The 25,614-nt window shown below is 65.4% G+C and carries 22 protein-coding genes; 6 read left to right on the top strand and 16 right to left on the bottom strand.

All coding sequences use genetic code 11. The features are described from left to right. Positions 1-320 precede the first annotated feature (320 nt). Entirely contained in the window at positions 321-1,226 is a 906-nt protein-coding gene (locus tag HV823_RS14920) for an AraC family transcriptional regulator (protein WP_176950515.1), read from the bottom strand. 166 nt (positions 1,227-1,392) lie between these two features. Between HV823_RS14920 and HV823_RS14915 the strand changes: the two genes are divergently transcribed. The 3 genes from HV823_RS14915 to HV823_RS14905 all read left to right on the top strand — a co-directional run bounded on the left by HV823_RS14915 (position 1,393) and on the right by HV823_RS14905 (position 2,955). Beyond that, complete coding sequence (locus tag HV823_RS14915) at positions 1,393-2,124, top strand: SDR family oxidoreductase (protein ID WP_176950514.1); 732 nt, start codon at positions 1,393-1,395, stop codon at positions 2,122-2,124. A gap of 56 nt (positions 2,125-2,180) precedes the next feature. Then, on the top strand, positions 2,181-2,588 hold the full coding sequence (locus tag HV823_RS14910; RefSeq protein WP_210270809.1) for a carboxymuconolactone decarboxylase family protein: 408 nt from the start codon (positions 2,181-2,183) through the stop codon (positions 2,586-2,588). Positions 2,589-2,679: 91 nt separating this feature from the next. Further along, on the top strand, positions 2,680-2,955 hold the full coding sequence (locus HV823_RS14905) for an Atu4866 domain-containing protein (RefSeq protein WP_425487669.1): 276 nt from the start codon (positions 2,680-2,682) through the stop codon (positions 2,953-2,955). Positions 2,956-3,015: 60 nt separating this feature from the next. Here the strand turns inward: HV823_RS14905 and HV823_RS14900 are convergent, their stop codons facing one another. Then, positions 3,016-5,016, bottom strand: coding sequence for a CocE/NonD family hydrolase (locus HV823_RS14900; RefSeq protein ID WP_176950511.1), 2,001 nt, complete (start codon positions 5,014-5,016; stop codon positions 3,016-3,018). Between the two features lie 26 nt (positions 5,017-5,042). Next, complete coding sequence (locus HV823_RS14895) at positions 5,043-6,632, bottom strand: ABC transporter substrate-binding protein (protein ID WP_176950510.1); 1,590 nt, start codon at positions 6,630-6,632, stop codon at positions 5,043-5,045. A gap of 128 nt (positions 6,633-6,760) precedes the next feature. Here HV823_RS14895 and HV823_RS14890 point away from each other — a divergent pair, with 128 nt between their 5' ends. After that, the gene (locus HV823_RS14890) at positions 6,761-7,555 is read left to right on the top strand and encodes a helix-turn-helix domain-containing protein (protein WP_176950509.1); all 795 of its coding nucleotides are present in this window, start codon (positions 6,761-6,763) and stop codon (positions 7,553-7,555) included. Between the two features lie 83 nt (positions 7,556-7,638). Here the strand turns inward: HV823_RS14890 and HV823_RS14885 are convergent, their stop codons facing one another. From HV823_RS14885 to bcoG, 11 genes are all read right to left on the bottom strand, one after another. Continuing rightward, positions 7,639-8,628: a threo-3-hydroxy-L-aspartate ammonia-lyase gene (locus tag HV823_RS14885; protein ID WP_176950508.1), complete on the bottom strand. Its 990-nt coding sequence runs from the start codon at positions 8,626-8,628 to the stop codon at positions 7,639-7,641. Between the two features lie 463 nt (positions 8,629-9,091). After that, the gene (locus tag HV823_RS14880; protein ID WP_176950507.1) at positions 9,092-10,753 is read right to left on the bottom strand and encodes an ABC transporter ATP-binding protein; all 1,662 of its coding nucleotides are present in this window, start codon (positions 10,751-10,753) and stop codon (positions 9,092-9,094) included. Further along, positions 10,746-11,573, bottom strand: coding sequence for an ABC transporter permease (locus HV823_RS14875; RefSeq protein ID WP_176950506.1), 828 nt, complete (start codon positions 11,571-11,573; stop codon positions 10,746-10,748). The genes HV823_RS14880 and HV823_RS14875 overlap by 8 nt, the downstream gene beginning before the upstream one ends. After that, positions 11,570-12,700 carry an ABC transporter permease gene (locus tag HV823_RS14870; RefSeq protein ID WP_246301466.1) on the bottom strand — a complete coding sequence of 377 codons (1,131 nt, stop codon included), beginning with the start codon at positions 12,698-12,700 and terminating at the stop codon, positions 11,570-11,572. Before HV823_RS14870 ends, HV823_RS14875 begins: the two co-directional genes overlap by 4 nt. Next, positions 12,700-14,289, bottom strand: a complete 1,590-nt coding sequence (locus HV823_RS14865; RefSeq protein WP_176950505.1) for an ABC transporter substrate-binding protein — start codon at positions 14,287-14,289, stop codon at positions 12,700-12,702. Before HV823_RS14865 ends, HV823_RS14870 begins: the two co-directional genes overlap by 1 nt. Further along, entirely contained in the window at positions 14,286-14,516 is a 231-nt protein-coding gene (locus HV823_RS14860; RefSeq protein ID WP_176950504.1) for a hypothetical protein, read from the bottom strand. The genes HV823_RS14865 and HV823_RS14860 overlap by 4 nt, the downstream gene beginning before the upstream one ends. Before the next feature lie 77 nt (positions 14,517-14,593). After that, positions 14,594-15,376 (bottom strand): carnitinyl-CoA dehydratase, encoded by a 783-nt coding sequence (locus HV823_RS14855; RefSeq protein ID WP_176950503.1) that lies wholly within the window; start codon positions 15,374-15,376, stop codon positions 14,594-14,596. A gap of 4 nt (positions 15,377-15,380) precedes the next feature. Beyond that, complete coding sequence (locus tag HV823_RS14850; RefSeq protein ID WP_176950502.1) at positions 15,381-17,435, bottom strand: acetate--CoA ligase family protein; 2,055 nt, start codon at positions 17,433-17,435, stop codon at positions 15,381-15,383. Between the two features lie 7 nt (positions 17,436-17,442). Then, positions 17,443-18,603 carry an acyl-CoA dehydrogenase family protein gene (locus tag HV823_RS14845; RefSeq protein ID WP_176950501.1) on the bottom strand — a complete coding sequence of 387 codons (1,161 nt, stop codon included), beginning with the start codon at positions 18,601-18,603 and terminating at the stop codon, positions 17,443-17,445. 353 nt (positions 18,604-18,956) lie between these two features. After that, on the bottom strand, positions 18,957-20,447 hold the full coding sequence (locus HV823_RS14840) for a carnitine 3-dehydrogenase (protein WP_176950500.1): 1,491 nt from the start codon (positions 20,445-20,447) through the stop codon (positions 18,957-18,959). Between the two features lie 231 nt (positions 20,448-20,678). Continuing rightward, positions 20,679-21,581, bottom strand: a complete 903-nt coding sequence (bcoG, locus tag HV823_RS14835) for a 3-dehydrocarnitine:acetyl-CoA trimethylamine transferase BcoG (protein WP_176950499.1) — start codon at positions 21,579-21,581, stop codon at positions 20,679-20,681. Between the two features lie 116 nt (positions 21,582-21,697). Between bcoG and HV823_RS14830 the strand changes: the two genes are divergently transcribed. Next, complete coding sequence (locus HV823_RS14830) at positions 21,698-22,672, top strand: GlxA family transcriptional regulator (RefSeq protein WP_176950498.1); 975 nt, start codon at positions 21,698-21,700, stop codon at positions 22,670-22,672. A 49-nt stretch (positions 22,673-22,721) separates the two neighbouring features. Here HV823_RS14830 and HV823_RS14825 read toward each other — a convergent pair whose 3' ends face one another. Together HV823_RS14825 and HV823_RS14820 are read right to left on the bottom strand one after the other, a co-directional pair. Next, positions 22,722-23,201 (bottom strand): hypothetical protein, encoded by a 480-nt coding sequence (locus HV823_RS14825; RefSeq protein WP_176950497.1) that lies wholly within the window; start codon positions 23,199-23,201, stop codon positions 22,722-22,724. Between the two features lie 73 nt (positions 23,202-23,274). Then, positions 23,275-24,276: an AraC family transcriptional regulator gene (locus HV823_RS14820; protein WP_176950496.1), complete on the bottom strand. Its 1,002-nt coding sequence runs from the start codon at positions 24,274-24,276 to the stop codon at positions 23,275-23,277. Positions 24,277-24,359: 83 nt separating this feature from the next. On the opposite strand from HV823_RS14820, the gene HV823_RS14815 reads away from it, so the two are divergent. Beyond that, positions 24,360-25,562, top strand: coding sequence for an MFS transporter (locus tag HV823_RS14815; protein WP_176950495.1), 1,203 nt, complete (start codon positions 24,360-24,362; stop codon positions 25,560-25,562). Positions 25,563-25,614: the final 52 nt, after the last annotated feature.

The raw sequence follows: 25,614 nt of genomic DNA, 5'->3' as shown, positions 1-25,614 counted from the left end.
GCGGTGTCCTTTCGGCGATCTGCTCGCCGAAGGCAAGGCCCGGCCTGCGAAGGCTTCAGATAATCATTCCCTAGTCTGTTTCCAGCCCGTCTTGCGGAATAGTTTTAGCCGTCCTTGCGGGTCTCGCGCCACCGGCAACACTTCCAGGTTTATCTCGCCTCCTCCAAAGACGCATCGATCCCATCTGGCATGCGAATCGCTGCCGAGGCGAAGCTGATCTCGAAAAGTGGCGAGCCGGCGGCGGCAGGCCCGTATTCATGTACGCTGCCGAACACGAATTCGTGCGCGTTGCATGCCTGCCCGTGATCGAGATAGCCGTATCAGTAGGCCTGCTCGGCCTGCATGCGCAACAGGTCGCGCCGCGGCGGACGGCTGTAGATGCGCGCATGGTCGCGGCTGAATTGCGAAGGGCTGTCGTAGCCGACGCGGAACCCGGCCTCGGCGGCGCTCAGTCCTTCTGCGACCATCAGCCGTCGCGCCTCGTGCATGCGCAGGCGGGTGCGGAACTGCAGCGGGCTCATCGCGGTCGCGGTGCGGAAGTGCTCGTGGAATGAGGAGGGGCTCATGCCGGCGATGCGGGCGAGGTCCTCGATCCGGGTCGGCGCGGCATAGTTGTCGCAGAGATAGGCCACCGCCCGGCCGATCTGGCCGAGATGGCTCTCGCCGCTTGCGATCTGGCGCAGGATCGTCCCCTGCGGGCCGGTCATCAGCCGATAGTGGATCTCACGGACGACCAGCGGCGCCAGGACGGCGATATCCTGCGGCGCATCGAGCAGCCGGACGAGTCGCGCGGCGGCATCGATCAGTTCCGGCGTGGCGGCCAGGATGCCGGCGGCCCCAGGGCGTTCGGGGGGCGGGGGAGCATCGCCGGATCGGGAATCCTGCAAAAGCAGATCGGCCATCGTCCCGCGATCGAGGCTGAGCTTCAGGCAGAGATAGGGTTCGTCGGCGCTCGCCTCGATCACGGCACCGATGATCGGCAGGTCGATGCCGACAACCAGACATCCGCCGGTCTCATAGACCATCTCGCGGCTGCCGATGCGCGCCCGCTTGCGGCCGGAGGCGACGAGGCAGAACGATGGGTCGTAGAGCGTATGCACCGGATCGGACACGGCCTGCGAGCGGATCAGCGTCAGGGCGGGCACGGCCGTGTCGAAGAAGCCTTCGTCAGGCGCGTGCCGCGCGATCAGCTGTTTCAATTCCGTCAAGTTCGTCAAGTTCGTCATGGACGCAGCTTCGCGCAATCAGGGACGTATGCCAATGGGACCTGCAGGCCTTTCGGAGGATCGTGCAAGAACTGCGGAACTCCATGCTACCGCGCGGACATGCGTTGACGCCATCCTTGCCTTGCCCGGCTGAAACGGCCGCGGCTCGCGATGAAAGGATGAAACGATGACCAGCATATCCGAGAAGGTGATCCTGATCACCGGCGCCAGCAGCGGCATCGGCGCTGCGCTTGCACGGGAGCTCGGCAAGGCCGGCGCGAAACTGATGATCGGCGCCCGCCGCACCGAGCGCCTGTCCGACCTGAAGGAAGAGGTCGAGGCCGCCGGCGGCACGATCGCCATGCGGGCGCTCGACGTGACGGTCCGGCAGGACGTGGAACGTTTCGCACGCGCCGCGCTCGACGCCTACGGCCGCATCGACGTGATCGTCAACAATGCGGGCGTGATGCCGCTGTCGCCGATGAGCTCGCTGAAGGTCGAGGAATGGGACCGGATGATCGACGTCAACATCCGCGGCGTGCTGCACGGGATCGCGGCGGTGCTGCCGACGATGAACGCGCAGGGCCACGGCCAGATCATCAACGTCTCCTCGATCGGCGGCCTGTACGTCGTTCCCACGGCAGCCGTCTACTGCGCCACGAAATATGCGGTGCGGTCGATTTCGGATGGTCTCCGGCAGGAGAATGACAAGATCCGTGTCACCTGCGTCTATCCGGGCGTGGTCGAATCCGAGCTGGCCGACACGATCACCGACCCTGCCGCCGCCGAGGCGATGGTCGCTTATCGCAGCATTGCGCTGAAGCCGGAGGCGATCGCAGCCGCAATCCGTCACGTGATCGAACAGCCGGCCGACGTCGATACCAGCGAGATCGTCGTCCGTCCGACCGCAAGCACCTGAGGAGGCCTGTCATGCGTTTCGATACCGGAATTTTCGCCGCTCTGCTTCTCTGCGCCATGCCGCTCGCCGCTGCCGCCGATACCACCGAGGAGCGCCTCATTCGTGGCGACGCCGTCGTTCGCAGCCTGAACAACGGCGTTCCGCAGCAAACGCTGGAGCGGATGCGGGAAGAGTTTCCATTCCTCGCGGAGGCGACCGAGGCCTATGCGCTCGGCGACGTCTGGTCGCGGCCCGGCCTCGACAACCGCACGCGCCAGCTGGCTGCGGTCGCCGCCTTTGCGGCGCTCGGCGAGCGGGTGTTCATGAAGGTCCATGCCGGCTACGCGCTGAACATCGGCGTGAGCGAGGAGGAACTGAAGGAGGTCGTCTACATGGTGACGGTGCCGGCCGGATTCCCGAAGGCGATCGCCGCGTCGCAGACGCTTTCCGAGCTCTTTTCCCAACGCCGCGAGGCGCAGCAGTGAGGAGGCAGGGATGAACGGCCTACAGATTTTCACGGCGGGCGTGATCGCCGTTTCTGCAACGCTTGCATCAGTCCAGAAAGGTCATGCCCAGATGAATACCGCTTCCGATGCCCACCACAGCCATCCCTATGCAGGGATGTGGATCACCGAGGACGGCCACGTCCGCCACGAGTTGCTGCCGAATGGCCGCTACGTCGAGGCGCGCGGCAGCCGCGAGGGCGCCTACAAGGGGCGCTATGAGGTGACCGGCGACCATATCGAATACTGGGACGACACCGGTTTCACCGCCGACGGCGACTTCATCGACGATGTGCTCCACCACGGCGGCATGATCCTCTACCGTGACGGGCAGAAGCCGCTGCGATAGGGCCGGCAGGCCGCACGGGCGCCGCAAGCTGGTGCCGCCCCGGCAGGGGCGGCGACCATGTCACATGAAATCGCGAGCGATCTTCTTTTCGAAGGTCTTCTGGAAGACTTCGTCCTCGCCTTCGAAGGCGCGGATGCTGGCGGAGATCAGCCAGTCGGTCTGCGTGCACGCGATCGTTGCCGTCGAGATGGTGCGGACGAACCAGCCGGGGCGCTGCATGTCGCAGGTCCAGGTGGAAGTGCCCGTCGCCGAGAGCGGGTCGCCATCGGCAATCGACCAGAGCTCGTCGCGCACCTGCCGCGTTGCAAGCCCCGTGCCGGGGTGTTCCGACAGGCCGGTGTCCTCGTAGATCGTGTACTCGCACAGGCCGTTGGTGAGATCGCGCTCGACGCTGCGGGCGGTCTCGCCCGGTTCCAGTTCGTTGTACTTCGGCAGCGGGTCCTTGTTGGCCGGTTCCGGCAGCGAAATGGCCTCGTGGCGCCCAAGCTTCGGCAGCGCCAGACCGAGGCTGGCGAGATCGATCGTCAGGCCGGGGTCGGTCGGCGGCGGCAGGATCGTCGGCCAGTAGGAGGTGGACAGCGACAGGCGGATGCGGTGGCCGGCCGGGAAACGGTAGCCCATCGCGTCGAGCACGAGACGGACCTCGGTCTTCTCGCCCTTCTTCATCGGCTTCGGCTCGGCATTGCCGTCGCGATGGGCGAGGTTGAGCACGCCGAAGGAGACGCGAGTGGCGGTGCCGTCCGGATGGATATCGACGATGCGCGCGCAAAGGTTTGCGATGTCAGCCTCGCAGGAGAGCTGGAGGTCCAGCACCGGCTGGCCGAGATAGTCGCGGGCCTCGGTCAGCGGCGCCGTCTCCAGCACCAGCGAACCGGCATCGTCGAGGCGCTGGTCGAGCGCCATCTCGGCATCCGGCTTCAGCGTGAACCATTCGCCGGACATGGTGCCGGTGTCGAGCGGCGAGCGCAGGTAGTGGTCGTGGTTCGAGGCACCGGCGATCGGCATGCCGGGCGCAAGCGTGCCGTATTGCTCGACATAGAAGCACTCCATGTCCGGTGCGCTCCATTCCTTCTTGGCGATCCAGGTGCCGGGATCGAACTCGCGCCGCAAAGACGGCTTCGGCCCGTCCTGGATATAGGCGCGCACCTGCGGCCAGTTCTCCGCGCCGTTTTCCTCGCCGCGCAGCCAGCGGTTCCACCAGGCGATGGCTTCGGCGTGGAAATCCATGCGCGGCTTCGGCCAGGCGAAGTGCGGATATTTGTGGACCCACGGGCCGATCAGCGCCTTGGCCTTGGAGCCGAGACCCTCGACGGCCTTCAGCGGTGTATTGCGGTAGCCGTCGGCCCAGCCGGCGATGACGAGCGCCGGGACGTCGAAGCCGTTGAAGTCCTCGCAGATCGAGCCGTGCTTCCAGAATTCGTCGCGGCGCTGGTGCTGCAGCCACTCCTCCATGAAAAAGGGCTCGTTTTCCAGCCGCTCCAGCCACATCTCCTTCCAGCGGTCGCCGACGATCTCCGGATCGGGCGAGCGGGACTGGTAGGCGAGCATGGTCGCCGCCCAGGAGAGCTGGGCGGAGAGATGCGTGCCGTTCTTGTAGTGGATGTCGTCGTTATAGCGGTCGACGGTGGAGGCGATCGAGATCACCGCCTTCAGCGCCGGCGGCTTGAGGGCGGCCACCTGCAGGCAGTTGAAACCGCCCCAGGAGATGCCCATCATACCGACCGCGCCGTTCGACCAGGCTTGCGCGGCGATCCAGGCGATCAGCTCGCAGGCGTTGGCAAGCTCCAGCGGCGTGTATTCGCCGTCGATGACGCCGTCGGACTCGCCCGAGCCGCGGATATCGACGCGCACGCCGGCGATGCCAGCGCTAGCGAACACCGGATAGGTGGATTCGTCGCGCGCACAGGTCCCGTCGCGTTTCCTGTAGGGCAGGAATTCGAGCACGGCGGGCACCGGGTCACGCTCGGCGCCATCAGGCATCCAGATGCGCGCGGCGAGCCGCGTGCCGTCCGCAAGCGTGATCCACTCGTTCTCGATCACGGTAAAATTTCGTTCGGTCATTGTCATTTTCCGATCCGTCTTTCGCCTTATGCCGCGATCCAGGCGCGGCTGCCGATGTAGCCGTTCGACATGTCGTTGCCGATGTCGTCGATGATGCCCTTCACGGACGTCGAGGCGGCCATGACGTAGTCGTTGAACACCGGCAGGATCAGGCCGCCCTCGTCGCGGACCATCAGCGCCATGGTGCGGTAGAGGTCCTTGCGCTTGGCTTCATCCAGTTCCGAGCGGGCCTGCAGCAGGAGCTTGTCGAAGTCCTCGCGCTTGAATCGGGTGTCGTTCCACTCCGCCGTCGAGAGGTAGGAGGTGGAGTAGCGCGAATCCTGCGTCGGACGACCGCCCCAGTAGGAGGCGCAGAAGGGCTGGACGTTCCAGACGTTGGTCCAGTAACCGTCCTCCGGCTCGCGGCGGACCTCGATCTCGATGCCGGCCTTCTTGGCACTTTCCTGGAAGATGACGGCGGCATCGACTGCGCCGGCGAAGGCGGCGTCGGACGTGCGCAGCAGGACCGGACGGTCATGGCCGGACTTCTTGAAGTGGAAGGCTGCCTTGTCGGGATCGTAGGCGCGCTGCTCGATGTCGTCGGGGGCGAGTGCATAGTTGGCGTTGACCGGGTAGTCGTTGCCGAGCGTGCCGTAGCCGCCGAGAACGCGGTCGAGGATCGCCTGGCGGTCGATCGCGTACTTCAGCGCCAGCCGCAGGTCGTTGTTGTCGAAGGGGGCGGTGTCGCAGTGCATCAGGAACGAGTAGAACCCCTTGCCGGCGCTGCGGATGATCTCGACGCGCGGCGCGCGCTTCAGGAGCGGCACGGTCTTCGGATCGATGTTGTTGATGAAGTGGACCTGTCCGGACGAAAGCGCGGCGATGCGTGCCGTCGCGTCGTTCATCACGATGATCTCGACGGAATCGACGAAGCCTCGATCGGAGCGCCAGTCGGCGGCATTCTTTTCGAAGGTGGCGCGTACGCCTGCCTCGTAGCTTGAAAGCTTGTAGGGGCCGGTGCCGACGGCGGCCGCCGGATTGTCGACGCCGCCGTTCGGCTGGATGATCAGGTGATAGTCGGTCAGAAGCAGCGGCAGGTCGGCATTGCCTTCGCTGAGCGTGATGACAAGGTCGCCAGCCTTTTCCTCGATCGTCTTGATCGACTTCATCAGGCCGAGTGCGCCGGACTTGGCGCCTTCGTCGGAATGGCGCTTCAGGGTGGCGACCACGTCGGCGACCGTCATTTTCTTGCCGTCGTGGAAGGAGACGTCGTCACGGATCTTGAAGGTCCATACCGAGGCGTCCGCGGACGGCTCCCAGGACGCCGCGATCGACGGCAGGGCGCCGCCGGTCTTGGGATCGGTCTCCACCAGCGTGTCGCCCCAAAGACGGCCGATGACGAAGAGCACGGAGGCGCTGTAGGTCGCCGGGTCGAGCACATCGGTGGCGGCGCCACCCTTGAGGCCGAGCTTCAGATGGCCCCCCCGCGTCGGCTCCTGCGCATGCGCGCCCGTGGCCACCAGCGTGCCGCCAAGGCCGGCGGCGATGCCGAGCGCGGCGGTGCCGGCAAGGAAGCTGCGGCGATTGATCTCGGTCGGGACGATCAGTCCGTCGGGGCGCCTGGTGAAGTCGGTCATGCTGAAGTTCCCTTAACTGGATGTTTCAACGGGGGAACCTATCGCTTCATATGCGCTACACAATTTCGCGACTTGATGCTAGATTACGCTAGTTTACGCTGTTGCGGCCATACTCTCGGAGGTGCGTCTTGCCAGATCCCGACCCGTTCCCGCAAAACCTGCGCTTCGCCTGCTCGACACGGCGGTCGATCTCGCAGATCTGCCGCGAAATCGGGCTGAACCGGCAGCAATTCAACCGCTATATCAGCGGCGAGGCGCGGCCTTCGCCGCACAATACCGGACGCATCGCCGCCTTCTTCGGCATAACCCCGCAGGACCTTGACCTCGCGCCCAAACTGTTTGCGGCGCGGCTGACGCGCCCTGATCGCGACCGATCGTCGGCACGCGGGCTGCTCGACGGCTTTCCCGGGGACCTCGCAGCACTCCGCCGGCATGTCGGATACTACCAGACCTATCATATTTCGCCTTCCTGGCCGGGGCTGGTTGTCTGCTCCTGCGCGCGCATTTATGAGGATGACGGGGCGATCCGGGTGAAGTCGATCGAGCGCATCCACGACGCGGTAAACGAGATCCACCAGTTTTCGAAATATGTCGGGCTGGTCACCTTCTGGCGCAACCGCATCTTCATCGCCGAGCGCAGCGTCGGCCAGCAGCCGATGCTGTCCCAGACGATCCTGATGCCATTCGAGGTGCACCAGCGCGTGTACTTGCGCGGTACGACCATGGGGGTCTCCTGGCGCAAGGAAAACCTGCCCTATGCCTCACGGATGATCTGGCGTCATATCGGCCAGGAGCCGGACCTCCGCCAGATGCTGTCACGCTGCGGCGTGCTGCCCTTCACGTCCAGGCAGTTGCCCGCCACCGTCAGGAGCTTCCTCGACACCCCCGATGCCGAAGTGCTGACGGTGCCGACGGATTATTGAGGCCATGCCCGCCTGAGCGGCCATCCGGCGACTGACCATGACGATGGCGAGGGAGCAAGCGGACGCTGCTTGAGGATCCGGCGCTATTCTGCAGCAAGGAGGCGTGCGAAAGTTGCGACATCCACATTGCCGCCGCTGAGGATGACGCCGACCCGCTTGCCGCTGCAGGGGACAATGCCGTTGAGCACCGCTGCCGCGGCCAGGCAGCCGGTCGGCTCCACGACGATCTTCATCCGCTCGGCGAAGAAGCGCATCGTCTCGACCAGTTGCGCATCGGAGACGGTGAATATGCCTTCCACCTTGTCCTGCAGGATCGGGAAGTTGTGATAGCCGACATGGGTGGACAGGGCGCCGTCGGCGATCGATTTCGGCACCGGGATATGCAGGACCTCGCCCTTTGCGAGCGACTGCCGGCCGTCGTCGCCAGCTTCCGGCTCGACGCCGTAGACGGCGCAATCGGGGGAAAGCGCGCAGGCTGCAAGTGCAGAGCCTCCGAGCAGACCGCCGCCGCCGAGCGGAACCACCAGCACATCGAGCGGGCCGACGTCCTCGATCAGTTCGAGTGCCGCCGTGCCCTGGCCGGCGATGACGTCTGGATGATCATAGGGCGGGATCAGGCTGGCACCGGTTTCAGCCGCGATCCGGCGGCCGATCGCCTCGCGATCTTCCGTGTAGCGGTCGTAGAAGACGATCGTCGCACCGTAGCCGCGGGTTGCCTGCGCCTTGATGGCGGGCGCGTCGTGCGGCATCACGATGGTGGCGGGCACGCCCAGCAGGTGTGCGGCATGCGCGATCGCCTGTGCATGGTTACCGGACGAATAGGCGACGACGCCATTCCTTCTGATGTCCGGGGCAATCGCCGAGATCGCGTTGTAGGCGCCGCGAAACTTGAAGGCGCCGACGCGTTGCAGGTTCTCCGCCTTGAAGAACAGGGTCGCGCCGGCTTGCTCGTCGGCGGTTCTCGAGGTGAGGACCGGGGTGCGGTGCGCCTTGCCGGCGATACGCGCTTGCGCGGCGAGCACGTCATCGAAGGTGGGGATGCGCAAGGACCGCTGGCCGGTGGCGTCGTTCATGGGATTCTCCGCAACGTGACAGGATGCGGAGTGTGCCGGGACGCCGGCGTGGCGGCAAGTGGCGGGGGCGAAAACCCGCGGCACGCGCCTGCCCGACTGCGGCCGAGGTCGGAAGTGGAACCGCGCAAGAGCAGCACGGTCTGGCAGGTCTGCTGGATCGCCGGCATCCCTCGCAAGTGGAGGCAGCCGCGGCGACCCTCTTCCTCCGTCATCCCGGCCGCCGAGCCGGAATCCAGCCGCGCAGCGTCTGCGGCTCAAAGGAAACTTTTTGCGCGCAAGGACTTGCGCGCTGGATGCCGGATCAAGTCCGGCATGACGGATGGTAGAGCGTTGGCGCCTGGAGCCCTCACCCTTGTGTGAGGGGGCCTCCCATGGGCGCCCGCCTTGCCGCCGGTGGCCACCACCTTCTCCAGATCGGGGATGACCTGCATGCGGGCGATGTTCTCGTCAGTGATCCGGAAGCTCAGTTCCCCGCGCTCTCCATCCGCCGTGTCTTCAGCACCTTTTCCAGCCAGCCGATCTCCATTTCGGGGACGGACTTCAGCAGCAGGTCGGTATAGTCGTCGAAGGGCGGCGAGAGCACCATCGACTTCGGTCCGAACCGCACCAGCCGGCCGCGGTGCATCACCGCTACCGAGTCGGCGATCGCGCGGACGATGGCGATGTCGTGGGTGATGAACATGTAGGAGACCTGTGTCTCATCCTGCAACTTCAGAAGAAGCTTGAGGATACCCTCGGCCACCAGCGGGTCGAGGGCCGAGGTCGGCTCGTCGCAGAGGATCAGATCGGGCCGGGCGGCGAGCGCACGCGCAATCGCCACGCGCTGCTTCTGCCCGCCGGAGAGCTCCGCCGGGAAGCGGTCGAGGAAGCCTTCGCCCATCTCGATCTGGTCGAGAAGCTCGCGCACGCGCTCCGTCTTCTGCTTGCCGTGCAGGCCGAAGTAGAAGGTCAGCGGCCGGCCGATGATGTTGCGCACCGTCTGGCGCGGGTTCATCGCGGTATCGGCCATCTGGTAGATCATCTGGATGCGGCGGAGTTCTTCGTTCTTCCGGCCCTTCAGCGCGCGCGGCAGTGGCTTGCCGTCGAAACTGACGGTGCCTTCCTGCGGGGGCAGCAGGCCGGTGATCACACGCGCCAGCGTCGACTTGCCGGAGCCGCTCTCGCCGACGACGGCCAGCGTCTGGCCCTTCGGCAGGTGCAGCGAGACATTCTGCAGCACCTTGAAGCCGTTGGAATAACCGGCGGTGACGTTGTCGACCTTGAGCAGCGTGTCCGACTGGTCTTGTGCCTCTTCACGGGCGGTGCCGCGCACGTTGACAAGCGCGCGGGTATAGTCCTGCTTCGGCGCCTCGATGATCTGTTTGACCGAGCCGTATTCCACCATCTTGCCGTGGCGCAGCACCAGGATGTCGTCGGTGATCTGGGCCACGACGGCGAGGTCATGGGTAATGTAGATCGCCGCCGTATGTGTCTCCTCGATCGCGTGCTTGATCGCGGCAAGCACGTCGATCTGGGTGGTGACGTCGAGCGCCGTCGTCGGCTCGTCGAAGACGATCAGCTCCGGATTGGGGCAGAGCGCCATCGCGGTCATCGCCCGCTGCAACTGGCCGCCGGAGACCTGGTGCGGGTAGCGTTCGCCGAAGGTCTCGGGATTGGGCAAGCCGAGCACCCGGAAGAGATAGAGCGCACGCTTTTCGGCCTCCGCGCGGCTCATGATGCCGTGCTTCAGCGTCGCCTCGATCACCTGCTCGCCGAGCCGATGGGCGGGGTTGAAGGCGGCCGCGGCAGATTGCGCGACATAGCAGACCTTGGCGCCGCGCACCTTGCGGATGCCGGCATGGTCGAGTTGCAAGAGGTCCTGGCCGTTCAGCCTGACCTCGCCGCCGGTGATGCGCACGCCGCCGCGGCCATAGGCGAGCGCGGTGAGGCCGATGGTGGACTTGCCGGCGCCGGATTCGCCGATCAGGCCCAGCACCTTGCCCTTCTGCACGTCGAAGTTCACGCCTTCGACGAGGGTGACCGTCTTCGGCGGTTCGCCCGGCGGGTAGCTGGTCGCCTCGATCTTGAGATTGCGGACGGAGAGCAGGCCAGTCTTTGACGGTTCAGTCCTTGTCAGCTCAGGCATCGCCGCGTCCTCCCTTCAGGCTCGAGGTGCGTTTCATCAGCCAGTCGACGACGAGGTTGACGCAGATGGTGAGGATGGCGATCGCCGCACCCGGAACGAGCGCTGCGGAGATGCCGAAGATGATGCCGTCCTTGTTGTCCTTGACCATGCCGCCCCAGTCGGCGGCGGGCGGCTGGATGCCGAGGCCGAGGAAGGAGAGGGTGGAGAGGAACAGGATCGAGAAGGCGAAGCGCAGGCCGAATTCGGCGAGCAGCGGGGACAGCGTATTCGGCAGGATCTCGCGGAAGATGATCCAGCCCGTGCCTTCGCCGCGCAGGCGTGCCGCCTCGACGAACTCCATCACCGCCACATCGAGCGCCACGGCGCGGCCGATGCGGTAGACGCGGGTACTGTCGAGCACCGCCATGACCAGGATCAGGATCCAGAGCTGCTGCGGCAGGACGGCGAGGACGACGAGCGCGAAGATCAGCGTCGGGATCGCCATCATCAGGTCGTTGAACCGCGAGAACAACTGGTCGATGAGCCCGCCGGTGACGGCGGCGATGAAGGAAAGCAGCATGCCGAGGCTGAAGGACAGGATGGTCGCGGCGAGCGCCACGAAGATCGTGGTGCGGGCGCCGTAAATCAGCCGTGACAGGAGATCGCGGCCGAGATTGTCGGTGCCGAGCAGGAACTCGCCGCCCATCGGCGACCAGATGTCGCCGACGATCTCGCTCTCGCCATGTGGCGCGAGCCAGGGTGCGAAGATGGCGCAGATCAGCGCGATCGCGATACCCGCGATGCCGACCCATGCGCTGAGCGGAATGGAGCGCAGTCTCATCGCGGATGCCTCAGTCTCGGGTTGGCGACAATGGCGAGGATGTCGGCCACCATGTTCAGGAAGATGTAGAAGGCGGCGAAGATCAGGCCGCAGGCCTGCACCACCGGCATGTCACGCACCGTCACCGCATCGACCATGTACTGGCCCATGCCGGGATAGACGAACACGACCTCGACCACGACGACGCCGACGACGAGATAGGCGAGGTTCAGGGCGACCACGTTGATGACCGGGGCGACGGCGTTGGGGGCCGCGTGCCTCGCGATGATGCGAAGGCCGCTGAGCCCCTTGAGCTCGGCCGTCTCGACATAGGCCGACGACATGACATTGAGGATCGCGGCACGCGTCATGCGCATCATGTGGGCCAGCACCACCAGGACGAGGGTGGCGGTCGGAAGCGCGATCGCCGAGAGGCGCTCGGTCAGGCCCATGCTGTCGTAGACGGTGGCGGGGAAGGTGGCGACACCCATCTGAACGGCGAAGAACAGGATCAGCAGGTAGCCGACGAAGAATTCCGGCAGCGAGATCGCCGCCAGCGAAATGACGTTGATGACCTTGTCGACCATCCTGTCGCGGAATTGCACGGCGAGCATGCCAAGGCCGATCGCAAGCGGGATCGAGATGATCGCTGCAAAGAAGGCGAGGAATAGAGAGTTGCCGAGGCGCCTGCCGATCTGTTCGCCGACCGAGTTGCGGGACGCCCACGAATTTCCGAAGTCGCCCTGCAATGCGCCGCCGAGCCACTGGAAGTAGCGCGTCGTGGCGGGCTGGTCGAGACCGAGATCCTTGCGGATGTTGGCGACGGCCTGAGGGGTGGCCGACTGGCCGAGATAGGTGGTGGCGAAGTCGCCCGGCAGGGCCTCGACGCCGCCGAAGATCATGATCGAGACGGCAAAGAGAAGGCCCACGCTGAGCGCCAGCCGCTGGAGGATGAGTGCCGCAAGCGGGCTTTTTCTAACGAATTTGCCCCAGGGCGAAAGCGCGCCCTGGTCATTTGATGTCGCTGTATTCAAAGATTGATTTCCCGTGGACGCATCCGTTCCCGCGGCGAGGGAGAGTTGCGGGTCGGAACCCGCAACTCCTGCCATCGTCGCAGCCGGATCGCGCGTCGATCCGCCGCCCGTCATCAGCCTTCAAGCCAGACGCGGGTTGCGACATAGCCGTTGGACATGTCGTTGCCGATGTCGTGCACGTAGCCCTTGACCTGCTTGGTGGACGCGTTGACGAAGTCGTTGAACATCGGAAGGATCACGCCGCCTTCGTCACGCACCATCATGGCCATGGTGCGGTACATATCCTTGCGCTTGGCCTCGTCCAGTTCGGAGCGGGCTTCCAGCAGGATCTTGTCGAAGTCCTCGCGCTTGAAGCGCGTGTCGTTCCAGTCGGCGGTCGACAGGTAGGCCGTCGAATACATCTGGTCCTGGGTCGGGCGGCCGCCCCAGTAGGAGGTGGAGAAGGGCTGCACGTTCCAGACGTTGGACCAGTAGCCGTCGCCCGGTTCGCGCTTGACCTCGATTTCGATGCCGGCCTTCTTGGCGCTTTCCTGATAGAGGACCGCAGCATCCACCGCGCCCGGGAAGGCGACGTCGGAGGTGCGCAGCAGCACCGGGCCGCTGTGGCCGGACTTCTTGTAGTGGAAGGCGGCCTTGTCGGGGTCGTAGGCGCGTTGCTCGATGCCTTCGGGGAAGAGGGCATAGGTCTCGTTGATCGGGAAGTCGTTGCCGACCTTGCCATAGCCGCCGAGGATCTTCTGGACCATCGTCTCGCGGTCCATGGAATATTTCAGTGCCATGCGCAGGTCGTTGTTGTCGAAGGGCGCGGTGTCGCAGTGCATGATGAACACGTAGTGGCCGCGGCCCGAGGTGTTCAGGATCTCGACGGTCGGCGCGCGTTTCAGCAGGTCCACGGTCTTCGGATCGACACGGTTGATGTAGTGGACCTGGCCGGACGAGAGCGCGGCGATACGCGCGGTCGCGTCGTTCATCGCGATCATCTCGATCGTGTCGACATAGCCGCGGTCGGTGCGCCAGTCGTCAGCATTCTTCTCGAAGGTGGCGCGCACGCCAGGCTCGAAGCTCGTGACCTTGTAGGGGCCGGTGCCGATCATCGCGTTCGGATCGTCGAGGCCGCCATTCGGCTGGATGACGAGATGGTAGTCGGTCAGGAGCAGCGGCAGGTCGGCATTGCCTTCGGTGAGCACGAGGACGAGGTTGCCGCCGTCGGCCTTAATCTCCTTGATCGATTTCATCACGCCAAGCGCGCCGGACTCAGACTTCTCGTCGGTGTGGCGCTGCAGGGTCTTGACGACGTCGTCGACCGTCAGTTCCTTGCCGTCGTGAAACTTGACGCCCTGGCGGATCTTGAAGGTCCAGGTGGCGGCGTCGGCAGACGGTTCCCACGATTCAGCGAGTGCCGGAACCGGCTGACCGGTCAGAGGCTCGGATTCGACGAGCATGTCGCCCCAGTTGCGGCCCATGACGAAGGTGAACTGCGAGAGCGACTTTGCGGGGTCCTTGCTGTCGGTGGCGGCAGCGCCTTCGAGGCCGAGTTTGAGATGGCCGCCGCGCTTGGGTTCCTGGGCCTTCGCTGCGGTGTCGAACATCGTTCCGGCGGCGGCGAGCGTCACGCCGAAGGCGGCGGCGCGGCCCATGAATTCGCGGCGGTTCATCTTGCCCAGCATGACCTGGCGAGCGAGATAGTTCGTAAAGTCCGTCATTCCCCTGTTCCCTTCGTTCGGCCGGTTCCGGCCTTCTTCTGCTTGGTAGAATTTCTGGTCTGCCGCCGAAGATTTTTCGCGTGGCGGCTGTGCGGGGGGCGCTGATCCGGCGCCTTGTCGGTATTCAACTCTCCTTTGGTTTCCTTTGCGGCTCCCACCGCTTGCTGATTGATAAGATTACTGAATTTGTCGCGAATGTAACGTCCTAAATTTCCTTCGCTGTGCATAAATGCACCTTATGCAAATGCCCGCGGCGGGCGCGAGCATGGTATTTCAGGGCATAGCGATGTGGAAAAAAAACCGCTCAGCGGCCCTTCCACACCGGATCTCGCTTCTCGGCGAACGCGCGCGCGCCCTCAAGCTGGTCCTCGCTCGAATAGAGGACGTCCACCGTCGGAAACTGGCGGCGAGTGATCCTGTTCATCGTCGTCTGGAACGTCTCGCCCTCGGCGGCGCGCACCACTTCCTTGATCGCAGCATAAACCAGTGGCGGCCCGCTCTCCAGAAGTCTCGCCAGTTCCCAGGCCCGGTCGAGCAGCTTGTCGGCCGGCAGGATCTCGTTGACGAAGCCCCAGCGGTGCGCTTCTGCGGCGTCCAGCCAGCGGCCGGTCAAAAGCATGTCCATGGCGATGTGATAGGGGATGCGCTTCGGCAGCTTGATCGAGGCGGCGTCGGCAACGGTGCCGGAGCGGATCTCGGGAAGGGCGAAGGTGGCGTGCTCGGCGGCGAGGATCAGGTCGGTGGAGAGCGCGATCTCGAGACCCCCACCGCAACAGATGCCGTTGACCGCGGCGATGATCGGCTTGTTGAGGTCACGCAGTTCCTGCATGCCGCCGAAGCCGCCGATGCCGTAGTCGCCGTCGACCGCGTCGCCCGCGGCCGCCGCCTTCAGGTCCCAGCCCGGGCAGAAGAATTTTTCGCCCGCACCCGTGACGATCGCGACGCGCAAGGTGTCGTCATCGCGGAAGTCGCGGAAGATCTCTCCCATGATGCGGCTCGTCACCAGATCGATCGCGTTGGCTTTCGGGCGATCGATCGTGACTTCCAGGATGCCGCCTTCGCGGCGCTTTCGGATTGGTCCGGTCATGGGCTTACTTCCTCAGACGGATCAGGGCGTCTGCCGCGACGACACCGTCGCCCTTGGCAAGCACCATGATAGGATTGATATCGAGTTCATCGACAATTGAAGCGTTTGAAACGACATAGGATGCCGCCGATGCGACGGCTGCGACGAGTGCGTCGACGTCGCCGGGCGGGCCGCCGCGATAGCCTTGGAGCAGTTTTGCGACCTTGAGGCCGCAAATCGCCGCGCGGATCGCCGTTTCATCGGTCGGCAGCGTCAGAATCGCCGAATCTTCCAGCAATTCCACGAGGATTCCGCCTGCTCCGACCGTCAGCACCGGACCGGCGACCGGATCGCGCATCGCTCCGACGATGACCTCGGCGACAGGGCGGCCGACCATCTTTTCGACGAGGTAGCCGGAGGCTACGCCGGCCATGGCCGAGGCCGCTTCCAGCACCGCTTCGCGGGTCTGCAGGTTGAGCTTCACCGCGCCGGCCTCGGTCTTGTGGGCGACGCCGAGCCCCTTGAGGACAACCGGGTAGCCGAGAGCGTCCGCGGCGTCGGCCGCCTGTCCGGCGGTCTCGGCGACGCGGCCCTCCGGCACGGGCAGGCCGAACGCGGCGAGCGCCTCTTTAGCTTCGTGCTCGGTCAGCGTTATCGGCTCGCCGTCTGCCGCAGCCACGTTCAGGAGCGGCGCGGGGAGGGGTTTTTCCCAGATCGCGCCGATGGTCGCTGCGGCTTCCGCCGCGGCCAGTGCCTCCTCGATGCCATAGAAGGGCGCGACGCCGTTTTCCATCAGCATCAGGGCCGTCTCTTCGGGCAGGTTCTCGCCCATGCTGGCGACGATGCCGGCGCGGGCGCCTGCGGCCCGCGAAGCGTCGATGACGGCATGGCAGGTCGTCACCCAGTCGCTCGCATCGCAGCGGTCGAGGCGCGGAAAATCCAGTACGATCAGGTTGAGAGCATAGCCGCCGCGCATCATCGCGGTGAAGGCCTCGGTCTGCTTCTCGCGGTTGCCCCAGACGAAGGTGTGGTAGTCGAGCGGGTTTGCGATCGTCACCATCTGGCCGAGACTTTCGCGCAAGGGCAGGCGCTGCTCCTCGCGGAGCGCCCGGTAGACGACCTTGCGCTTCACCCCCGCGTCGGCCATCAGCGAGGCCTCGCCGCCGGAGCAGCTCATCGACGAGATGTCGAAGCTGTCAAGCGGGCCGTGCAGGTGCAGGAGCTTGAGCGTCTCGAGGAGTTCCGGCAGCGTCTCGACCCGGCCGATGCCGAGGCGGGAAAGGAGGGCGGATGAGACCGCGTCGTTGCCGGCGAGCGAGGCGGTGTGGGAGACGGTGGCGAGTTGCGCCTGTTCCGACTTGCCGACCTTCAGCGTCACCACCGGCTTCTTCAGTTCGCGGGCGCGGCTTGCAAGCCGCTCCAGCGCCTCGATGCTGTCGAAGCCCTCGATGTGCAGGCCGACGGCGGTGACCCGCGGGTCCTCGAGGACGGCGCAGGCGAGGTCGCAAAGGCCCGTCTGCGCCTGGTTGCCCGCCGTCAGGATATAGGCGAGCGGCAGCCCGCGCTGCTGCATGGAGATGTTGCAGGCGATGTTGGAAGACTGGGTCAGCACGGCGACGCCACGCTCGATCCTGACCATGCCGTGCTGGTCGGGCCACATCAGCGCGCCGTCCAGCATGTTGATGAAGCCGTAGCAGTTTGGCCCCAGGATCGGCATGTCGCCGGCGGCGGCGACGAGTGCGTTCTGCAGGTCGTCGCCGTCGGCAAGCTCGGTCACCGCCTCGCGGAAGCCCGAGGCGTAGCAGACCGCGCCACCGGCGCCGCGAGCGGCAAGGTCGCGGATGATCTCGATCGTCAGGTTGCGGTTGACGCCGACGAAGGAGGCATCTGGGGCTTGCGGGAGCTCGGCGACGGAGCGGTAGCAGCGGCGGCCGTGGATCTCGGCCTTCGTCGGATGGACCGGCCAGATTTCGCCGGCAAAGCCCATCTTGTCGCACTGTTCGATGACGCGACCCGCCTCCTTGCCGCCGAAGACGGCGATGGAGCGGGGCCGGATGAGGCGGTCGAGGGAGCGGGTCATGATCAGGTCACGCTCCCAGCGGTCGCAGGAGGTCGCGGCTGATGATGTGGCGCTGGATCTCCGAGGTGCCGTCCCAGATGCGCTCGACGCGGGCGTCGCGCCAGAAGCGGGCGAGCGGCAGGTCGTCCATCAGGCCCATGCCGCCGTAGATCTGGATCGCCTCGTCGGTGACGCGGGCGAGCATTTCCGTAGCATAGACCTTGGCAGAGGCGATCTCGCGGTTCGACGGCAGGCCCTGATCGAGGCGCCAGGCGCCCGAAAGGGTCAGAAGATCGGCGGCATCGATTTCGGTGATCATGTCGGCGAGCTTGAAGGAAACGCCCTGGTTGGCGCCGATCGGCTTGCCGAACTGCTTGCGCTCGGCGGCATAGGAGAGCGCATAGTCGAAGACGCGGCGGGCCCGGCCGACCGAAGTGGCGGCGACCGTCAGGCGCGTCGCATAGAGCCAGTCGTTGGCCAGCTCGAAGCCGCGATGGACCTCGCCCAGGATCTGCGAGGATGGCAGGCGGCAGTCGTCGAAGGTGAGGATGCAGTTCTTGTAGCCGCGATGCGAGACCGAGTTGTAGCCGTCGCGGATCTCGAAGCCGGGCGTGCCGCGGTCGACGAGGAAGCTCGTGATCAGCTTCTTCGGGCCGCGCGGCGTCTGTTCCTCGCCGGTGGCGATGAAGACGATGACGAAGTCCGCAATATTGGCGTGGCTGATGAAGTGCTTGGTGCCATTGACGATCCAGTCGTCGCCGTCCTTCTTCGCAAAGCATTTCATGCCGCGGACGTCGGAACCGGCGTCCGGCTCGGTCATGGCCAGCGCATCGAACTTGTCGCCGCGCACGGCGGGCAGCAGATACTTCTCGCGCTGCTCGTCGTTGCAGCCCATCAGGATGCCGGAGGGGCGGCCGAAAAACACCGTCAGCGCCATCGAGCCGCGGCCGAGCTCGCGCTCGACCAGGGTGAAGGACGTGTGGTCGAGCCCGGCGCCGCCGACTTCTTCCGGGAAATTGCAGCCGAAGAAGCCGATCTCCTTGCACTTTCGGGCGATTTCCTGGCCCAGTTCGGGCGGAACGAAGCCGGTCCGCTCGACTTCGTTTTCATGCGGGTAGATCTCGGTCTCGACGAAGCTGCGGACCGTGTCGACGATCATCTGCTGTTCGTCCGTCAGTGCGAAGTTCATTGTGTTCTCCCTCGTGTTTTAAGGGCGGCGCGTGTTGGCCTGCCCCTCATCCGCCTGCCGGCACCTTCTCCCCGCAGGCGGGGAGAAGGCAATTGCGGCGGCGCCTCGTTCTCTGCTGCCCGGTCCACTGCTTGCTATGTTGCCCGGTCCAATGCTCGGCGCGAATGATTGTCGCGGCGGCCGTCCGCGGGCAGTCTGCCAGTTCCTTCTCCAACTTTTGCACCGGTCGCCTCGTTCTCCCGCGAAGCGACGGGTCGTTTGCGGCTTGTCCCTTCTCCCCGTTCACGGGGAGAAGGTGCCGGCAGGCGGATGAGGGGCAGCGGCCCGTCGAGCCCGTCCCTGCCGTTGCGCTGCTAGCGCTTCTGCCCCACGTGCCGTCCCGCACCCTCAGGCACCGGCAGGCGGGCATGCGCTTCGGTCAGCGCCTTCACCTTGTCCAGCACCTGCGCCGGGGCGGCGACGGCCTTGCCGGCCTTGCTGTCCACGTGCAGCATCATCTGCTCGGCGGTGGCGACGGGCTCGTTGGTCTGCGCATTGTAGATCGTCGAGAAGAACTGCAGGCGCTTATCGTCCGAGGACAGGATCTGGCAGGTGGTGTAGAGCGCGTCGCCGAGCTTGGCCTCACCGAGATGGCGGATGTGGGTCTCGACGGTGTAGTAGCTGTGGCCGTCGCGGACATACTCCAGATCGACGCCAATCAGGCGCAGCACGCCGTCGGAGGTGTCGCCGAACACCTGCAGGTAGCGGTGCTCGGTCATGTGGCCGTTGTAGTCGACCCAGGCGGCGCTGACCTTGGTGTCCAGGATCTTCAGCGGCTTGACCTCGCCGAGGTCGACTTCCGGCTTCTTGGCGTTCGCCCAGAGATAGTCCTCGAACTCGGTCAGAAGCTTGCCGGCACCCCAGCCGCGGCCATCGTCGCCGGCCTTCAGCGCATGCATGATGCCGACGAGGTTCTGGTCGCGGATGCGCTCCAGCTCGCGGATGCCGCGGGCGCCGGACTGCGCGTCGGACTGGTTGGCGATCTTGTCGACCAGTTCGTCGGTCAGGTCGACGACGTCGGTGAGCTTGGTCCAGGGCCAGGACAGGCAGGGGCCGAACTGGGCGATGAAGTGGCGCATGCCGGCCTCCCCGCCGGCGATGCGGTAGGTCTCGAACATGCCCATCTGCGCCCAGCGCATGCCGAACGAATAGCGGATCACGTCGTCGAGGGTCTCGGTGTCGCAGATGTCGTCCTTGATCAGCCACAGGCCTTCGCGCCAGACGGCTTCCAGCAGCCGGTCGCCGACGAAGGCCTCGATCTCCTTGTTGATGATCACGCCCTTCATGCCGATCGTCGCAAGCTTGGCCTTCGCGTCCTCCAGCGTCGCGCGCGCCGTCTTCTCGCCGCCGACGAGTTCGGCAAGCGGCAGCAGGTAGACGGGGTTGTAGGGATGGGCGACGAACATGCGCTCGGGATGCTTCATGTCGCGCTGCAGGTCGGTCGGCATGATGCCTGACGTCGATGAGCCGATCAGCGCCGTGGGGTCGGCGGCCGCATCGATCTGGGTGATCACGCCGCGTTTGAGGTCGACGCGCTCGGGAACGCTTTCCTGAATCCAGTCAGCGCCTTGGACGGCTTCTTCAACGCTCTTCACGAAGGTTATCTTGCCCTTCGGAGGAAGCGGCGCCATGGTCAGCATGCCATAGGCGCGCTCGGCGTTGGCCATCACTTCGCCGATGATGCGCTCGGCCTCGGGGTGCGGGTCGAAAATGGCGACGTCGATGCCGGCGAGCACGAAGCGGGCCGCCCAGGCCCCGCCGATGACGCCGCCGCCGATGCAGGCTGCCTTGTTGATCTTGGTCATATGGTCGTTCCCGTCAAATTGGTTGGTGTCCTGCGGCCCCCTCATCCGGGCCCTTCGGGCCACCTTCTCCCCGAGGGGAGAAGAGGGAGGTAGCCGCAGCCTTCGAGGCTATTTCAACTGCCTGTGTGGATGCTGCGTAGGACGCGCCGGGCACCGTCTTCTCCCCAGCGGGGAGAAGGTGGCCCGAAGGGCCCGGATGAGGGGGACTTACGCCACCCTCCGTCCGTATCCTCACCGCTTCGTCAGCTTCAGCTTTTCGCGCACCTCGGCCGGGCCGATGATGCGGGCGCCCATGCTTTCGACGACGTTGACCGCCTTCTCCACGAGCTGTGCATTGGTCGCAAGCTGGCCCTTGCCGATGTACAGGTTGTCTTCCAGCCCGACGCGGACGTTGCCGCCGGCGAGAACGGCCGCGGCCGGATAGGCCATCGCGTTGCGGCCGATCGAAAAGGCCGAGAAGGTCCAGTTGGACGGCACGTTGTTGACCATAGCCATGTAGGTGTTGAGGTCGTCGGGCGCGCCCCACGGGATTCCCATGCAGAGCTGGATCAGCACCGGATCCTCGATCAGGCCTTCCTCGACCAACTGCTTGGCGAACCAGAGATGGCCGGTGTCGAAGGCCTCGATCTCGGGGCGGACGCCGAGGTCGGTCATCTGCTTTGCCATCGCGCGCAGCATCGACGGCGTGTTGGTCATCACGTAGTCGCCGAGCGAGAAGTTCATCGTGCCGCAATCGAGCGTGCAGATTTCCGGGAGGCATTCGGCAACGTGCGAGACGCGCTCGGTGGCTCCGGCCATGTCCGTGCCCTGTTCCTTCAGCGGCAGCGGCTTTTCGACGTCGCCGAAGATCATGTCGCCGCCCATGCCGGCGGTGAGGTTCAGGACCACGTCGACCTCCGCCTGGCGGATGCGGTCGGTGACTTCCTTGTAGAGGTCGTTGCGGCGCGAGGGCGCGCCGGTCTCCGGGTCGCGTACGTGACAGTGGACGATCGCGGCACCCGCCTTGGCTGCCTCGATCGCCGATTCGGCGATCTGCTTGGGCGTGATCGGCACGTGCTTCGATTTTGCGACCGTGTCGCCCGAGCCGGTGACGGCGCAGGTGATGAAGACGTCGCGGTTCATGGTCAGGGGCATTTTGTCTCTCCCGGATTGTTCGTTGACGCCATTACGGGCCAAGCGGAAGACACATGCTTTTCAATTTCGGCACCATTCTTTACACTTCGGGAACAATCTTGCGGAGGTGATGCCACATGCTCGATCCGTCGTCAGCGACGCTCGACCTGGATATTCTGGTGCTGCCGGAGACGAACCTGATCCTCGTCGCCTCCGTCATCGAACCGCTTCGCGCCGCCAACCGCATCTCCGGGCAGGACCTCTATCGCTGGCGCATCTTCTCCCCAGACGGGGCCTCGATCGAGACGCGCAGCCGTATCCCGGTCCCCGTCGACGGGACATTTCAGCCCGAGCAGGAGACGGTGCCGCTGTTCATCCTCTCCAGCTACCAGTGGGAGAAGAGCGCTACCCCGGCGCTCAGGCGGCAATTGTCGCGCACCGCGCGCCACCGGGTCATGATGGCGGGGATCGAATCGGGCAGCTGGCTGCTGGCGCAGGCGAGCCTGCTCGACGGCCATTCGGTGACGATCCACTGGGAGGACCGCGAGGACTTCGCCGCCGCCTATCCGCAGGTGACGGTGCTAACCGAACGCTACGTGATCGACGGCAAGCGCATGACGAGCGGCGGCTCGCTGCCGACGCTCGACCTGATGCTGGAGATCATCCGCAGGCGGCAGGGCTACTCGCTCGCGCTCGAGGTCTCGCGACTGTTCATCTACGAGCACGAGCGAACCGGCGGCCTCCTGCAGGTGCCCGCACTCGGCAACATGCGCGTCGCCGACCAGCGCGTCAGCCAGGCGGTGCGGCTGATGGAGGAGACGGTCGAGGCACCGGTGACGCTGACGCGCCTTGCGCGCCGCATCGGCATCTCCGCCCGCCATCTGCAGGACCTGTTCCAGGAGACGATGGCGGTTGCGCCGCACCAGCACTATCTTGCGCTGCGGTTGAACGCGGCGCGGCGCAAGGTGATCGAGACGAAGCTGGAATTCGCCGACATCGCCGCCGCCACCGGCTTCAACTCCTCGTCCGCCTTCTCCCGCAGCTACCGCGCACATTACCACGAGAGCCCGACGGAGACGCGAAGGCGGCTGAGGGCGGCGGGGAAGGGGTGAGGGCGGAGGCGTTGAGGCCTGCCCTTGGCCAGCGACCATCATTCCAACATCAATCAACTACGCCGAATACGATATAAATTCTGTCCAAGAACTTGATCTTCGCAAGCGCGGCAACCTCGCCACTTGTGCAACTTTGAGGGGTGAAACCCTCTGGAAGCATCTGCGCGGCTGGCGGAGAAATCATGTGCATGGGCAACGTATCAATCCGCCGGCGAGATAGAGTTGCGACCTCGATTGACCGGTTCCCTATGAACACCAGAGCGAAATGTCCCTCGTCCGCGCGAAAGCCTTTCGCGGCCAGATGGTCATTTACTCTGGCGGCGAACGCATCTTCGGAATGCAGACGATCCTGGTAAGGGACGAGTATGCAAACAGCCTCGGCGTTGAAGGACGATATATCCGCAAGTCTCACAGCCGTTCCGATCGGCACATTTGTGACCGCATCCAAAGTCAGCGCATCGCTTCCGGTCGATACCCCGTATCCGAGCAACGCCAGGGTGAGTAAAAGGTACGATGCAATTCCGGACACGTGCCTACTCGCGACGGTTTCAACCCTGAGTGTAAGGCAACCCTATTCTCGCGTCGGTGTCAATATGTGACTGCTATCGGGGCCGCGCATGGCTTCCGGGCGGGTGGCCGGTGATGCGCTTGAAGGCGCGGCTGAAGGCGGCCTGCGAGCCGTAGCCGAGCTTCAGGGCCACGGCCTCGATCGGCATCCGTTCCTTGGCGATCCATTGCGCTGCCAGCCGCATGCGCAGTTCGGTCAGGTAGCGTACCGGCGTCATGCCTGTGACCTCCTGGAAGCGTTCCGCGAAGACCGAGCGCGAGGCGCCCATGATCTCGGCCAGCTCGGCGACGGTCCAGTCGTGGCCGGGCCGGTTGTGGAGGGCGACGATGACGCGGCCCAGACGCGGATCCCGGAGGGCGGCGATCCAGCCGGTGGCGTCGCCGCAGCCGCATTCGACCCATGCGCGCACGATGAAGGCCGCGACGACGTCGGCGAGCCTGGCGAGAATGCCGGCGAAGCCGGCGCGCGCACCCTTTGCCTCGCGCTCCATCGCCTCCAGCATCGGCAGGATTTCCGGATAGCGCTCGATGAGTGTTCCGACCAGCATGGTCTCGGGCATCAGCGCCACCAGTGGATGCAGCCCGCCGAGATCGAATTCCATGCAGCCGCTGAAGACGATCGCGCGCTCATCCTCGCATTCGCCCCCGCCGTCGCAGGCGCTGATGGCGCTGACGGTGCTGCAAAGCGGGGCGGATGAGAGGGCGCGCACGTCCTGGCACTTCGTGTCGGGGCGCGAGAGCAGGGCGTGGCTTCCGCCGCGCGGCAGCAGCACGGCGTCTCCGGCGTTCATCGTGTGGAGAATTCCGGCCGGCGTGCGCAGATGGACCGGGCCGCGCGCGACGAAATGAAACTGGGCGCGGCCATCGACCTCCCCGAACGCAAGGCCGAAGGGCGGCGTCACCTCGATACGGCGATAGTCGAGGCCGACGAGCCGCATGCCGAGCAGCAGCTCGCTCACAAGGTCGGGCTCGATGGTGCGCGGTGATGTGCCGCTGGAAGTCGAGGCACGCACGTTTTCGGACGAATGATCAAGCATGACGGCGTTTGTGCCATAGATCGTCCGGAACGTCCAGCCTAGGTTTGTTGCACTGCATCATTCACGATTCAAGGACTAGTTTCATGCAAGCCATCTTCGATCCCTCCGAAAGCGGGGCAACCGCCGACGCGCCCGCCTGGGGCGCCGTCGTCTCCATGGCGCTCGGCGTGTTCGGCCTGGTGACGGCGGAATTCCTTCCCGCCAGCCTGCTGACGCCGATCGCAGCCGAACTGAACATTACCGAGGGGGCCGCCGGCCAGGCCGTGACGGCAACGGCGGTGGTCGGCATGGCGGCAAGCCTGCTCATCACCTCGTTCGCCCGCCGCGTCGACCGCCGACACCTGATGCTCTTCTTCTCGCTCCTGCTGGTCGTCTCCAACCTGATGGTGGCCTTCGCTCCGGGCATGGTCCTGCTCCTGACGGGCAGGGTGCTGCTGGGCGTGGCGCTCGGCGGCTTCTGGGCGATGGCGACGGCAATCACCATGCGCCTCGTGCCGGCGGCATCGGTGCCGCGGGCGCTGTCGATGATCTTCAGCGGCGTGTCCGCAGCGACCATCGTGGCAGCACCTGTCGGAAGCTATCTCGGCGAAGTCGCCGGCTGGCGGACGGTGTTCGTGCTGGCCGCCGGGCTCGGCGCGGTCACGCTCGTCATGCAGCTCCTGACGCTGCCCAGCCTCGCGCCCACCGGATCGTCGAGCCTCAAGGCATCGCTCAAGGTTCTCGCCCGGCCGAGCGTGGGGCTCGGCATCCTGGCGGCAACGCTGGTGTTCGGCGGCCACTTCGCCTTCTTCACCTACCTGCGTCCGTTCCTGGAGACGGATGTCGGTGCGGGTATCGAGACCGTCTCGGCCGTGCTGCTCGGCTTCGGCGTCGCCAATTTCGTCGGCACGTTGCTCGCGGGTCTGCTGATCGGTCGCAGCCTGCGTCTGACGCTGACGCTGATGCCGCTGATGATGGCGGCGATCGCATCGGTGCTGGTCACGACCGGCGCCTCCCTGGTCATTGACGCGGCCGTCATCACGCTCTGGGGCCTGCTGTTCGGCGCGGTTCCGGTCGCCTGGTCGACCTGGCTTGCCCGCACCGTTCCCGACGAGGCAGAGAGCGCCGGCGGCCTGCTCGTCGCCGCGATCCAGTTCGCCATCGCCATGGGGGCTGCCGTCGGGGGCCTCATCTTCGACGCCAGCGGTGCTGCGGGCGTGTTCACGGCAAGCGGGGTCGTGCTGGCCGTAGCTGCCATCGGCATCATGCTCGGCATCAGGCCGCGTCCGGCCGCCGCCGTCGCCTGACGGAGCGCAAGCGCGTCGCAGGCATTCGCGGCAGCCTATGCGCAATTTCTCG

The organism is Mycoplana rhizolycopersici, assembly GCF_013378445.1.
Lineage (GTDB): Bacteria > Pseudomonadota > Alphaproteobacteria > Rhizobiales > Rhizobiaceae > Mycoplana > Mycoplana rhizolycopersici.
The sequence above is the reverse complement of the archived record's forward strand: the minus strand, read 5'-3'. Positions and strand labels throughout refer to the sequence as shown.